This is a genomic window from Cellulosimicrobium sp. I38E, from assembly GCF_001647255.1.
Taxonomy (GTDB): domain Bacteria; phylum Actinomycetota; class Actinomycetes; order Actinomycetales; family Cellulomonadaceae; genus Cellulosimicrobium; species Cellulosimicrobium cellulans_E.
Map to the genome: position 1 here is coordinate 61,334 of NZ_LUAZ01000094.1, position 12,840 is coordinate 74,173.

Annotated in this window: 9 protein-coding genes and 1 tRNA gene; 8 read left to right on the plus strand and 2 right to left on the minus strand. The window is 75.2% G+C overall.

What is annotated here, in order from left to right:
• Positions 1-51: 51 nt before the first annotated feature.
• Positions 52-1,269, minus strand: coding sequence for a toxic anion resistance protein (locus tag A0J59_RS20670; protein ID WP_047233196.1), 1,218 nt, complete (start codon positions 1,267-1,269; stop codon positions 52-54).
• Between the two features lie 305 nt (positions 1,270-1,574).
• Between A0J59_RS20670 and A0J59_RS20675 the strand changes: the two genes are divergently transcribed.
• Together A0J59_RS20675 and A0J59_RS20680 are read left to right on the plus strand one after the other, a co-directional pair.
• Positions 1,575-2,315, plus strand: coding sequence for an SDR family NAD(P)-dependent oxidoreductase (locus tag A0J59_RS20675; protein ID WP_064317314.1), 741 nt, complete (start codon positions 1,575-1,577; stop codon positions 2,313-2,315).
• Between the two features lie 11 nt (positions 2,316-2,326).
• A complete protein-coding gene (locus tag A0J59_RS20680) occupies positions 2,327-2,728 on the plus strand; it encodes a PPOX class F420-dependent oxidoreductase (RefSeq protein WP_064317338.1) in 402 nt (133 codons plus the stop codon).
• Positions 2,729-2,732: 4 nt separating this feature from the next.
• Here A0J59_RS20680 and A0J59_RS20685 read toward each other — a convergent pair.
• Positions 2,733-2,808 (minus strand) — tRNA-Arg (locus tag A0J59_RS20685).
• 133 nt (positions 2,809-2,941) lie between these two features.
• Here A0J59_RS20685 and A0J59_RS20690 point away from each other — a divergent pair.
• The 6 genes from A0J59_RS20690 to A0J59_RS20715 all read left to right on the plus strand — a co-directional run bounded on the left by A0J59_RS20690 (position 2,942) and on the right by A0J59_RS20715 (position 12,811).
• The gene (locus tag A0J59_RS20690) at positions 2,942-4,624 is read left to right on the plus strand and encodes a GTPase (protein WP_047233194.1); all 1,683 of its coding nucleotides are present in this window, start codon (positions 2,942-2,944) and stop codon (positions 4,622-4,624) included.
• Positions 4,621-6,207, plus strand: coding sequence for an ABC transporter (locus A0J59_RS20695; protein ID WP_047233193.1), 1,587 nt, complete (start codon positions 4,621-4,623; stop codon positions 6,205-6,207). Before A0J59_RS20690 ends, A0J59_RS20695 begins: the two co-directional genes overlap by 4 nt.
• Before the next feature lie 44 nt (positions 6,208-6,251).
• On the plus strand, positions 6,252-6,920 hold the full coding sequence (locus A0J59_RS20700; RefSeq protein WP_052877631.1) for a single-stranded DNA-binding protein: 669 nt from the start codon (positions 6,252-6,254) through the stop codon (positions 6,918-6,920).
• A gap of 135 nt (positions 6,921-7,055) precedes the next feature.
• On the plus strand, positions 7,056-8,738 hold the full coding sequence (gene ettA, locus A0J59_RS20705) for an energy-dependent translational throttle protein EttA (protein WP_047233192.1): 1,683 nt from the start codon (positions 7,056-7,058) through the stop codon (positions 8,736-8,738).
• A 246-nt stretch (positions 8,739-8,984) separates the two neighbouring features.
• Positions 8,985-11,027 (plus strand): dynamin family protein, encoded by a 2,043-nt coding sequence (locus A0J59_RS20710; RefSeq protein ID WP_064317315.1) that lies wholly within the window; start codon positions 8,985-8,987, stop codon positions 11,025-11,027.
• Positions 11,024-12,811, plus strand: a complete 1,788-nt coding sequence (locus A0J59_RS20715) for a dynamin family protein (RefSeq protein ID WP_053371037.1) — start codon at positions 11,024-11,026, stop codon at positions 12,809-12,811. Before A0J59_RS20710 ends, A0J59_RS20715 begins: the two co-directional genes overlap by 4 nt.
• Positions 12,812-12,840 lie beyond the last annotated feature (29 nt).

Here is a 12,840-nt window from a genome sequence, read left to right on the forward strand (position 1 = left end):
GGGGAGCGGCGGTCAGGCCGCGGGAGGACGGAGGGCGTACGTCGCCAGGGGTCACAGGCGCCCGATGTCGAGCGAGCCGTTGCCGACCTGCGACTGGTCCGAGCGGCGCGCGCGGTCGAGGTACTCGTTCGCCTTGGTCGTCTCGGTCTCGAGCACCCCGATGGTCTGCGCCATCGAGTCGAGCGCCTGCGTCTTGAAGGTCGAGATCGAGTCGAGCGTCGCGTAGATGTTGGCGAACGCCTGCTGGAGCTGGGGGAGCCCGACCGTCGCGCTCGCGGCCTGCTGCTGGATGCTCGCCGACTGGTCGGCCAGCATCTTCGAGGTCGAGGCGATCATGTTCGACGTCGTCGTGTTGAGCGCCGTGATCTGGTCCAGCACGAGCTTCTGGTTCGCGAGCGCCTGCGCCACGATGACGGCCGTGCGCAGGGCCGAGACCGTCGTCGTCGTCGCACGGTCGACGCCCTTGATGAGCTCGATGTTGTTCTTCATGATGATGTCCATCGCGAGGTAGCCCTGGATGGACACCGCGAGCTGCGTGAGCAGGTCCTGGTGCTTCTGGCGGACGTAGAACAGCACGTCCTCGCGCAGCGCCTGGGCCCGCTCGGGGTCGCTCGCCTCGAGCTCGGCGATCTTCGTGGAGAGCTCGGTGTCGAGCCGCTCGGCGATGAAGATGTACTGGTTGAGGCGCGCCATCGAGTCCCAGAGGTTCTGCTTCTCGAGGTTCAGGGCGGCGTTGTCCTTGCGGAGCTCGTCCTGGCCGTTGTAGAGCGACTGGACGATCGCGTTGAGCTGCTTCTGCGAGCTCTCGTAGCGGCGGAAGTAGTCCTGGAGCTTGCCGCCGAACGGGATGAGACCCAGGAACTTCTTGCCCACGCTCGCCTCGCTCGGGTCGAGGTCCTCGACCGTGCGGCGCAGCTCGAGCAGCGACTTGCTCACCTTGGAGCTCTCGGAGACGCCGCCCTCGCGCAGCTCCCGGACCGGCATCTCGAGCATGCGGTTCGAGACGTCGGAGGCCGCGCGGATGTCCTTGTCGCCCATCTTGCGGATGTCGTCGGCCTTCGCCGCGAACTCGGGCGAGCGCGTGTCCGTCGCGAGGAGCTGGTCGAGGTAGGAGGAGACCTTCGACTCGAGGCCCGGGATCGCGGCCTCGTCGACGCGCGGCGCGAGCGACGGCGCCTGCGTGGCGGCGACCGGCTTGACGGGCTCCGGGGCGCTGAGCGTGAGCGTCTCCGTCGGGGCGGGGGGCTGGAGCGGTGCTGCCTCGGTCATGTCGGTCCTTCGCTCGTGCGTGCCGTCGGACGCCGTCGGTGGCGGGTGGGGGCGGCCCTCGCGAGCTCCCCCTCGACCCGGGCGAACCGGGCGGAACCGGCTTGCGCCGGTCGGCCGAGTATATCTACGACGGGTGGCCTGATCTTTACCCTTTCCGGGGATCGGGAGGGTGAGAACTCCCCATGCCAGACCCAACGTCCGGGCGGCCGATGAGTTCCGCCCGCCCGCGGCGTCGTCCGTGTGCGAGAGCTCGCCGCGCGCCCCGTCCGAGGAGGCGCGTGCCGCCGCCGACGAAGGGAAGACAGATGCAGCTCGCCGGGAAGAACGCGGTGGTCTACGGCGCCGCCGGGTCGATGGGGTCGGCGGTGAGCCGCGCGTTCGCCGCCGCGGGTGCGCGCGTCTTCCTCGCGGGGCGCACGGCCGCCACGCTCGACGCGCTCGCGGACGAGATCCGCGCGGCCGGCGGCCAGGCGCACGCCGCCGTCGTCGACGCGACGGACAAGGAGTCGGTCGACGCGCACGCGGCCGACGTGGTCGAGCAGGCGGGGAGCCTCGACGTGTCGTTCAACGCCGTCGCGTACGACGTGCTCCAGAACGTCCCGCTCGTCGACATGTCCCTCCAGGACTTCGTGGCGCCGATCGTGTCCGCGACGACCACCCACTTCCTCACCGCGACCGCCGCGGCGCGGCGCATGGTCGCGCAGGGCTCCGGCGCGATCGTCATGCTCTCCTCGACGGCAGCGCGGGAGTCGCGGCACGAGATGGGCGGGTTCAGCCTCGCGTGCGCGTCGATCGAGACGCTCGTGCGCAGCCTCGCCGGCGAGGTCGGCCGCCACGGCGTGCGCGTCGTCGGGCTCCGGCCCAACTTCACGCCCGAGACCGTCGGCGCGTCGGACGACGACCTGCCCATGCTCGTGAAGGACACCCTGCTCGGCCGCCTGCCCCGCCTGTCCGAGGTCGCCGGCACCGCCGTCTACCTCGCGTCCGACGCTGCGGGCGCGACGACGGGGGTCGTCGTCGACCTCTCGTGCGGGGCGATCGTGTGAGCGCCGGCCCCGTGCCCGGACCCGCCCACGTCCCCGAGGCGGCCCGCGCGCTCGTGGCCGGACCGCACGTCGCGCACCTCGCGACCGTCCTGCCCGACGGCGGCCCGCACGTCGTGCCGCTCTGGGTCGGCTGGGAGGGGGACCGGCTCGCGTTCCTCACCGGCCCCGGGTCGCGCAAGGCGCGCAACCTCGCGCGCGACCCGCGCGTCGCGGTGTCCGTCACGGAGACCGGGAACCCGTACGTCATGGCGACCCTGCGGGGGCGCGTCGTCGAGGTGCTCGACGGCGACGCGGGCTGGGCGGTCGTCGACCGGCTCTCCGTCCTGTACACCGGCGGCCCGTACCCGCGCGGGGAGGATCGGCACGCCTACCTGGTCGAGATCGACCACGCGACGGCGCCGTCGTTCGGCTGAGGAGTGGTGCCCCGAGCAGGACTCGAACCTGCAACCTACGGATTAGAAGGCCGTTGCTCTATCCATTGAGCTATCGAGGCGCGCGCCCATCGTAGTGGGCGTCGGGCGTGCTCGGGAGGTGGAGGCCGTGGTGACGGACGCGCAGGTGGCGTGGTCGCGCGTCGTGCGGCGCGTGCGTTTGGCGGGGCCCCCGGCAGCCGTCACTATGAACCAGTGAGAACCCCAGACGCCGCCACGAGCGACGCGAGCCCCGCCGCGCCCGGCCGGTCGCCGGGCTCGTGGAGGCCCGCGCAGGCGACCGAGGAGCTCGGTGTCACCGTCTACGACGTCGCGCGCGACCTGCGCCGCGACGTGGCGGACGTGCGCCTCCCGCTCGCGATCGACGGCGCGGACGACTCGGACGCCTCGCGGCGCCGGCTCCTCACCCAGCTCGACGAGCACCTGCTGCCGCGGCTGCGCGAGCTCTCGTCGCCGGCGATCGTCGTGATCGCGGGCTCGACGGGCGCGGGCAAGTCGACGCTGTACAACTCGCTGCTCGGCGAGGAGGTGTCGCAGGCGGGCGTCCTGCGACCCACGACGCGCGAGCCGGTCCTCGCGTTCAACCCGCTCGACGCGGACGTGATCGTGGAGGGCCCGGTGACGCGCGTCGCGCGCGTCGTCGACCACGACGGCGTCCCGCGCGGCACGGGCCTGCTCGACGCCCCGGACCTGGACTCGCTCCTCTCGGAGAACCGGGACACCGCGAGCCTGCTGCTCGAGGCGGCGGACCTGTGGCTGTTCGTCACGACCGCGTCGCGCTACGGCGACGCGCTGCCGTGGCAGGCGCTGTCGCGCGCGAAGGAGCGCGGGGCGAGCGTCGCGATGGTGCTCAACCGCGTCCCGCGCGAGACGCTGACGACGATCCGCGGCGACCTGCTCCAGCGCCTGCGCGACCACGGCATGGACGGGACCCCGCTGTTCGTCGTGCCCGACGTCGGGCCGCACGAGGGGCTGCTCGACCGTTCGGTCGTGGCGCCGGTGGCGCGCTGGCTGACGATGCTCGCGGGCCCGGACCGGTCGCGCGCGGTGATCGTGCGCACGCTCAAGGGGGCGCTCGGCGCGCTGCCCGCGTGGGTCACGGGCGTCTCGGACGCGGTGGAGCAGCAGGTGGAGGCCGCGGCCGACCTGCGCTCCGCGGCGGAGAAGGCGCTCCCGGCCGTGCGCGACGCCGCGCGGCAGGCGGCGCTGGACGGCGCCGTCGCGCACGGGTCGCTCGAGGCACGATGGGCCCAGGTGACGGGCGCGGAGCGCGTGGACCGCGTCAAGGTGCGCGGCGGCGTGGTCCGGTCGTCCAAGCGGCGCGGACGCGCGCGCGACCTCGTGCTCGCGCCGCTCCTCGACGAGACGCGCGACGCCGCGCACCGCACGCTCGCCGCGAACGGCGTCCTCGCCCACGAGGCGCTGCGTGCCGCGCTCGACGGGGACCGGCCGCTGCCGGGCGCCGCCGACGTCCTGCCGACCGAGGAGGACGCCGCGGCGCGGCGCGAGGCCTCGGCGACGACCCAGGTGCTCCAGTGGTCCCGGCGGGCGGAGCAGGTCGTGACCGAGCTCGCCGCTCCGACGGCGAGCGAGGCCGCCCGCGCGGCGGTCAAGGCGTTCGGCGAGACCGGCCTGGCCGCGCTGCTGCTCGCGGGCGCCGCGGGCAGCGACGACGCGGCCCGCCTCGTGCGGACCGTCCTCGCCGAGACGGGCGACGATGCGCTCGCGGCCCTGCGCGACGACCTCGCCGACCGGGCCGCGACCATGGTCGAGCGGGAGGCCGAACCCGTCCTCACCGCGCTCGCCGACCCCGCGCTTGCCGCGGACGCCGCCGTCGGGCTGCGCCTACGACTCGCCGAGCTGAGGAGGCTCATGTGACGTCCCACGACGCCCAGCTGCGTGCCCGGGTCGACGACCTCGCGCGCGCGGTGGACCTCGCGGGGGACCGCCTCGACCCCGTGGTCGCGGCCCAGGTGCGCGACGCGATCGGGGGCGTGCGCGAGCGCCTCGCGCTCGGCGTCGACCACACGGTCGTCGCGCTCGCGGGCGGCACCGGGTCGGGCAAGTCGAGCCTGTTCAACCGCGTGTCGCGGCTCGACTTCGCGGACGTCGGCGTGAAGCGCCCGACGACGGCGCGCGTCACGGCGTGCTCGTGGAGCGGCGCGGCGACGGCCCTGCTCGACTGGCTCGCCGTGGACCCGGAGCGCCGGATCACGCGCGACGGCGAGCTCGACGCCGAGGACGAGGCGGCGCTCGGCGGCCTCGTGCTGCTCGACCTGCCGGACCACGACTCGATCGAGCCGGCGCACCGCGACGTCGTCGACCGGGTGCTCCCGCTCGTCGACCTGCTCGTGTGGGTCGTCGACCCGCAGAAGTACGCCGACGACGCGCTGCACTCCGGATACCTCCAGAAGTCCACGGGGCTCGAGGGGTCGATGGTCGTCGCCCTCAACCAGATCGACACCGTCCCCGAGGCGCGCCGCGCGGCGCTCGTCGAGGACATGGGGCGGCTGCTCGAGGAGGACGGGCTCGACGGCGTCTACGTCACGACCGTCTCCGCGCGCACGGGCGAAGGGCTCGACGAGCTGCGCTCGCTGCTCGAGCAGGCCGTCGCACGGCGCAGCGTCGCCGCGAGCCGCGTCGCGGGCGAGCTCGACCGGGCCGGCGCGCTCCTGCTGGAGCAGCTCCCGGGAGACGTCCCGTGGACCATGAGCACGGCCGTCGAGGAGGAGGTCGACGCGCTCGCCGACGCGACGGGCCTCGCCGCCGTCGCCGGCCAGGTCGGCGCGGCGGTGCGCAACGGCTACGGCCGCCCCGAGTTCTCGCCCCCGCAGCCCGACGCCGTCGCGCTCTCGCGCTCGCGCTGGCTCGCGCGCGCGGGGCGTTCGCTGCGACCGGGGTGGCAGAAGGCGCTCGACGACGCGGTCGCGCCGTCGGGCAAGGTCGCGGAGGCGACGCGGTCCGCGCTCGCGAAGATCCCGCTCGACACGCGCGGCCCGTCGTCGTCGCGCCCCACGCGGCGCGCCGCGTGGGCCGCGCTCGCGGTCGGGGTCGTCGCCGGCGTGCTCGCCGTGCTGGGCTCGTTGCGCGTGCTCGACCTCGGACGGACGCTCGTCACGGTGTGCGCGATCGTCGCGGCGGTGGCCGTGCTCGGCGCGGTGGTCGCGTTCCTCGTCGCGCTCCAGGTGCGCCGCACGCTCGCGCGACGCCGCGAGCAGCAGGTCCTCGCCTCCGGCCGGGGAGCGATCGAGCGGGTCGTGCAGGACGCCATGGGCAAGCCGACCCAGGCGCTCCTCGACACCCATCGTCAGGTCCGCGAGCTGGCGCAGTCCGCCCGGGACAAGGCGCCGGCGGCACCGCTCACCGGGGCGCTACGGCTACCCACAGGCCCGGAGATCACGGGCCCGTCCACAGGTGAGGGCACGACGACGGACGGCGCCGCCGCTCCGACAGCACCCTGAGGCGGTGGCCGGGACCCGCCCGGCCGCCGACCTCAGGAGGAACCATGCCCGGTGACGTCACGGTCACGCTGTCCGGATTCGTCGCGACCACGCCCACGCTGTTCCGCTCGCAGTCCGGCAACGACTTCACGAGCTTCCGCATCGCCCAGACGCGCCGCTACCTCGACCGCGAGCGCGGCGAGTGGGTCGACGGCCGCACGCTGTGGTTCACGGTCAAGGCGTGGAAGCACGTCGCGCGCAACGTCGCCCTGTCCCTGCACAAGGGCGACCCCGTGGTCGTCACGGGGCGGCTCTCGCTCGACGAGTGGGACGGCCCCGACGGCCCGCGCACCAGCCTGGTCGTGGAGGCGACGGCGCTCGGCCCCGACCTGACCCTCGGCGAGGCCCGGTTCGCGCGCACGGTCCACCGGCGCGAGGACGACGGCGCGCGCCGGGCCGAGGCGACCGGCGTCGCCGCGTCCGGGACCACCGGTGGCGAGGGTGGGGTCGACCGCTCGTCCTTCGGACCGGGCGCCACGGCGCACGACGGCACCGCGTTCGAGGGCGGGCCGCTCGACGGGCGCGCGCTCGACGACCCGTGGACCCTCGCGGACGCCGGCGCGGCGCTCGCGGGTGAGCCCGACGAGGAGTCCGAGGACGATCCCGCAGCCGACCCCGAGCCGAGCGACGACGCCGGCGCCGCCGTCGAGACCGGCGCGCTGGCGTCCGCCTGAGCGCCACCGTGCGGGCGGTGCCGCGGCCCGCGGGGGTCGTGGCGCCGTCGGGCGCGCCCCGGCGGCCCGACCGCGTAGGCTGAGTGGTCGACGAATCCCGTACCTCTCCCGACCGAAACGGTGGAACGACAGGCTGTGGCTGAGTTCATCTACTCCATGTACAAGGCGCGCAAGGCGCACGGAGACAAGGTCATCCTCGACGACGTCTCCCTGAACTTCCTGCCCGGCGCCAAGATCGGCGTCGTGGGCCCCAACGGCGCCGGGAAGTCCACGATCCTCAAGATCATGGCCGGCCTGGACACGCCGTCGAACGGCGAGGCGCGGCTCTCCCCGGGCTACAGCGTCGGCATCCTGCTGCAGGAGCCGCCGCTCAACGAGGAGAAGACCGTCCTCGGCAACGTCCAGGAGGCCGTCGCGGACATCCTCGCCAAGAAGCAGCGCTTCGACGAGATCTCCGCGCTCATGGCGGAGCCCGACGCCGACTTCGACGCGCTCCTCGCGGAGATGGGCACGCTCCAGGAGGCCATCGACGCCGCGGACGCGTGGGACCTCGACTCCCAGCTCGAGCAGGCGATGGACGCGCTGCGCTGCCCGCCGCCGGACGCCGACGTGTCCGTGCTGTCCGGTGGTGAGCGTCGCCGCGTCGCGCTGTGCAAGCTCCTGCTCGAGAAGCCGGACCTGCTGCTGCTCGACGAGCCGACGAACCACCTGGACGCCGAGTCCGTGCTGTGGCTCGAGCAGCACCTCGCGACGTACCCCGGCGCGATCCTCGCGGTCACCCACGACCGGTACTTCCTCGACCACGTCGCGGAGTGGATCTGCGAGGTCGACCGCGGGCGTCTGTACCCCTACGAGGGCAACTACTCGACCTACCTCGAGAAGAAGGGCGAGCGCCTCCAGGTCCAGGGCAAGAAGGACGCGAAGCTCGCCAAGCGCCTCAAGGAGGAGCTCGAGTGGGTCCGGTCCAACGCCAAGGGTCGCCAGACCAAGTCGAAGGCCCGTCTCGCCCGGTACGAGGAGATGGCCGCCGAGGCGGAGCGCACGAGGAAGCTGGACTTCGAGGAGATCCAGATCCCGCCGGGCCCGCGCCTGGGCAACGTCGTCCTCGAGGCGTCGAACCTCCAGAAGGGCTTCGACGGTCGCCAGCTCATCGACGGCCTGAGCTTCACGCTGCCGCGCAACGGCATCGTCGGCGTCATCGGCCCCAACGGCGTCGGCAAGACGACCTTGTTCAAGACGATCGTCGGGCTCGAGCCGCTCGACGGCGGGGACCTCAAGGTCGGCGAGACGGTCTCGATCTCCTACGTCGACCAGTCGCGTGGCGGCATCGACCCCAAGAAGACGCTGTGGGAGGTCGTGTCCGACGGCCTCGACTTCATCAAGGTCGGCAACGTCGAGATCCCGTCGCGCGCGTACGTCGCGTCGTTCGGGTTCAAGGGCCCGGACCAGCAGAAGCCTGCGGGCGTGCTGTCCGGTGGTGAGCGCAACCGCCTCAACCTCGCGCTCACGCTCAAGCAGGGCGGCAACCTCCTGCTGCTCGACGAGCCCACGAACGACCTCGACGTCGAGACCCTGGGCTCGCTGGAGAACGCGCTGCTCGAGTTCCCCGGCTGCGCCGTCGTCGTGTCCCACGACCGGTGGTTCCTCGACCGGGTCGCGACCCACATCCTCGCGTACGAGGGCACGGAGGAGGACCCGGCGAACTGGTACTGGTTCGAGGGCAACTTCGCGTCCTACGAGGAGAACAAGGTCGAGCGCCTCGGCGCCGACGCGGCGCGGCCGCACCGCGTCACGTACCGCAAGCTCACGCGCGACTGACGTCGCGACCTCGGTCGACCACGACGCCGGGCGGGACACGTTCCCGCCCGGCGTCCGTGCGTCCAGGGCCGGGTGGCTCCGTTGCCGGCTGGGGGAGCGAGTCGCGAGCGCGAGATCGACCTGGGCGTTCGAGATCGACCTTCGGAGGGCCGATCTCGTGCCGGGCGGGTCGATCTCGGTCGACGGACTGGCGGCGTGCCCGTGTCACACCGGGCCTGACCAGCGGCGTTCCGGCAGACTGGCGGGATGACGGCCAGCGGTGACCCCGGAGACGACGCGGTCCGCACGGACGCGTCCGCCGGGGACGCCGTGGCGCGGGACGGCACCACGCCGGGTGGTTCGGTCGCCGCAGGCGCCGTGGCGACGGCCGGGCTCGTCGAGTCGCTGGAGATCCTGCGCGGCCGGCTCGCCGCCGCGCGGCTGCCGCTGGATCTCCCGGGCGCGGCGGCCGCGCGCGAGGACCTCGACCTCGCGGTGCACCAGCTCGACGACTACCTGCTGCCGCGCCTGCGCTCGCACGCCGCGCCGCTGCTCGTCGTGGTGGGCGGGTCGACCGGCGCGGGGAAGTCGACGCTCGTGAACTCGCTGCTCGGCGAGCACGTGTCGGCACCGGGCGTGCTGCGCCCCACGACGCGCGCACCCGTCCTGGTCCACCACCCGCTCGACGAGCGGTGGTTCTCGACCGACCGCGTCCTGCCGGGGCTCGCGCGCGTGAGCGAGCACGGACCGCGCCCGGGCGCCGACGTGCCCGTGGGCGGGACCGCTCCCGCGGTGCAGCCCGACCCGACGCGCACGCTGCGGCTCGTCGCGAGCGACGCGCTGCCGCAGGGTCTCGCGCTCGTGGACGCGCCCGACGTCGACTCGGTGGAGACGGCGAACCGCGAGCTCGCCGCCCAGCTCCTCGCGGCCGCGGATCTGTGGCTCTTCGTCACGACGGCCGCGCGCTACGCCGACGCGGTCCCGTGGGACCTGCTGCACCGCGCGGCGGAGCGTCGTGCACAGGTCGCGATCGTGCTCGACCGGGTCGACCCCGGCGCCGAGGCCGTGGCCGACGACCTGCGCCGCATGATGGACGAGAACGGCCTGGACGCCGCGCCGCTGTTCGCGGTGGGGGAGTCCGAGCTGGTGGACGGCTTCCTCCCGGAGCCCTCGGTCGCGGAGGTCGCGTCGTGGCTGTCCGCGCTCGGCGCGGACGGCGACGCGCGCGACCGGGTCGCGACCGCGACGCGTGACGGGGTCGTGGACGACCTCGTGCGCCGGGCCGTGCTCGTGGCGAGCGCGGCCGACGCCCAGGCGACGTCCGACGCGCGGCTGCGGGCCGTCGTCGGGCGCGCGTACGACGAGGCCGCCGCGACCGTCGACGCCGCGACGAGCGACGGAGCGCTGCTGCGCGGCGAGGTGCTCGCGCGCTGGCAGGACTTCGTCGGGACGAGCGAGCTGTTCCGGTCCGTGGAGCAGGGCGTGGGGCGCGTGCGCGACGCCGTCGCGGCGTTCTTCCGCGGCCGTCCCGCGCAGGCGCCGCAGGTCGAGCAGGCGATCGCGCACGGGCTGGAGGCCGTCGTGCTCGACGCGACCGACGCGGCCGCGGAGCGCGCCTACGGCGGGTGGCGCGCCGACCCGGCCGGCACGGCCCTGCTGGACGGGCTCGACCTGTCGCGCTCGTCGGCCGGCGTGCGGGCCCGGGTCGCCGAGGAGATCCGGGGCTGGCAGTCGGACGTCCTCGACCTCGTGCGCGAGCAGGGAGCGGGCAAGCGCGGGGCGGCGCGTGCGCTGTCGTTCGGGATCAACGGGCTCGGACTGAGCCTCATGGTCGTGGTGTTCGCGTCGACGGGTGGCCTCACGGGCGCGGAGGTCGGCATCGCCGGCGGGACGGCGATCCTCGCGCAGAAGCTGCTCGAGGCCGTGTTCGGCGACGACGCCGTGCGTCGCCTCACGCGGACCGCGCGCGAGCGCCTCGCCGAGCGGGTGCGGGCCGTGCTCGACGACGAGGCCCGGCGCTACACGGCCCAGCTCGACGCGCTCGGTACCGCCGACGCCGACGAGACGGCGCGCTCCGTGCGCGAGGCCGCGCGGGCGGTCGAGGCGGCGGCGCGCGTCGAGCGCTCCGCGCGGGGCACGGGCCTCGACGCGGGACGCGCCGCGGTCGGACGGCACGCCGCGCGGCTCCTGCGCGGTGCGGGATGGCGTGCGGCGGAGGACGAGCCGGTCGCCGCACCGGGCGAGGACGGGCCGGAGCCTGCGCCGCGCCCCGGGTTCTGGCGACGGCTCCTGGGCGGTGAGCGCGCATGACGATCGACCTCGCCGCGCGCACGACCGCCCTCGAGACCGCCGTCCGCGCGGGCGAAGGGCGCGTGGACGCCGCCCTGCTCGCCGACGCGCGCACCGTCGTCGCCCGGGCCCGCGAGCGGGCGGGCCTCTCGGCCGACCACACCGTCGTCGCGCTCGCCGGCGCGACCGGCTCGGGCAAGTCGTCGGTCTTCAACGCGCTGGCCGGGGCCGACCTGGCGGCGGTCGGGGTCCAGCGTCCGACGACGTCGCACCCGCTCGCGGCCGTGTGGGGCACCGGTGCGGTGGCGCACCCGGCGGGCGGCGCGCCGTCCGGTACCACGCCCGGCGCGGCTGGGGCCGGGGCCCTCCTCGACTGGCTGGAGGTGCGGCGCCGGCACGAGATGGGCACGCCGCTCACGTCGGGGGACCCCGACGACGCGCGGGCGGGCGGCGGCCTCCGCGGGCTCCTCAAGGGCCGGCGCGCCGCAGAGGTCACGAGCGGCCTCGTGCTGCTCGACCTGCCCGACCACGACTCGGTCGTCGTCGAGCACCGCGTGCGCGCGGAGCGCCTCGTCGAGCGCGCGGACCTGCTCGTGTGGGTCGTGGACCCGCAGAAGTACGCGGACGCCGCGTTGCACGAGCGCTACCTGCGCCCGCTCGCGGGGCACGGCTCGGTCGTCGTGCTGGTGCTCAACCAGGTGGACCGGCTCGCCCCCGCCGACGCGGACGCGTGCCTCGCGGACCTGCGTCGGCTCGCCGCCGCGGACGGGCTCGGCGACGCGCGCGTCCTCGGGGTGTCGGCACGCACCGGCCAGGGACTGGACGAGCTGCGCGGCCTGCTGGCGGACGCCGCCGCGCGTCGTCGAGCGGCGAACGACCGGCTCGCGGCCGACGTGCGTGCCGTGGCTCGGCGCGTCGCCGCCGCGTGCGGCGAGCCCGTCCCGGAGCGGGCCGCGCGCCGGGCGCGCGACGGGCTCGTGGACGCGCTCGAGGCCGCCGCGGGCGTGCCGACGGTCGTCGCGGCCGTGCGGGGATCGGCGGTCCGCGACGCGCGCGCCGCGACCGGCTGGCCCGTCACGCGCTGGGTCGGGCGGTTCCGCCCCGACCCGCTGCGGCGCATCGGGCTGCGGACCGGCCCCGCCCCGGGCTCGGACCGGGCACGCACCGCGAAGGAGCTCGGGGCAGGCGAGGCCGAGGTGCGACCCGAGCTCGCCCGGACGTCCCTGCCCGCGGTCGGCGCGGCGCTGCGCGCCGGTGCGCAGACGGCCGTGCGCGACTACGCGGCCGAGGCCACCGCGGGCCTTCCCGACGACTGGGCGCTCGCCGTGCGTCGTCGGGCCGCCGAGGGCGCCGCGGACCTCGCCGACGCGCTCGACCAGGCGGTGGCCGGGACGGAGCTCGAGGCGTCGCGACGCCCGGCGTGGTGGCGCGTCGTGGGCGCGCTCCAGTGGCTCGTGCTCGCGGCGCTCGTCGTCGGGCTGCTGTGGCTCGCCGCGCTGTGGGGCTTCACGTACCTGCGCCTGCCCGAGCCGCCGACGCCGGTGCTCACCCTCGGTGGCCCGGGCGCCCCCGAGCTGCCGTGGCCGACCCTGCTCGCGCTCGGAGGCGTCGTCGTCGGTGTCCTCGTCGCCCTGCTCTCGCGCGCCGCCGCGGCCGTCGGCGGGCGTCGCCGCGCGGCCCGGGCCCGACGCCGCTTGCGCGACGCCGTCGGGCAGGTCGCGGACCGCCGTGTGCGGCTCCCGGTGGGCGAGGAGCTGTCCGCGCTCGCGAGCTGTCGCGCCGCGGCCCTCGTCGCTGCCTCCTGACCCGCCGGGCACGAGGTAACGTCAGCCGC

Bases quoted from the DNA above. Each gene is read 5' to 3' on its own strand.
- A0J59_RS20670 (WP_047233196.1), bottom strand. From the start codon at position 1,269: ATGACCGAGGCAGCACCGCTCCAGCCCCCCGCCCCGACGGAGACGCTC.
- A0J59_RS20710 (WP_064317315.1), top strand. From the start codon at position 8,985: ATGACGGCCAGCGGTGACCCCGGAGACGACGCGGTCCGCACGGACGCG.
- A0J59_RS20700 (WP_052877631.1), top strand. From the start codon at position 6,252: ATGCCCGGTGACGTCACGGTCACGCTGTCCGGATTCGTCGCGACCACG.
- A0J59_RS20715 (WP_053371037.1), top strand. From the start codon at position 11,024: ATGACGATCGACCTCGCCGCGCGCACGACCGCCCTCGAGACCGCCGTC.
- A0J59_RS20675 (WP_064317314.1), top strand. From the start codon at position 1,575: ATGCAGCTCGCCGGGAAGAACGCGGTGGTCTACGGCGCCGCCGGGTCG.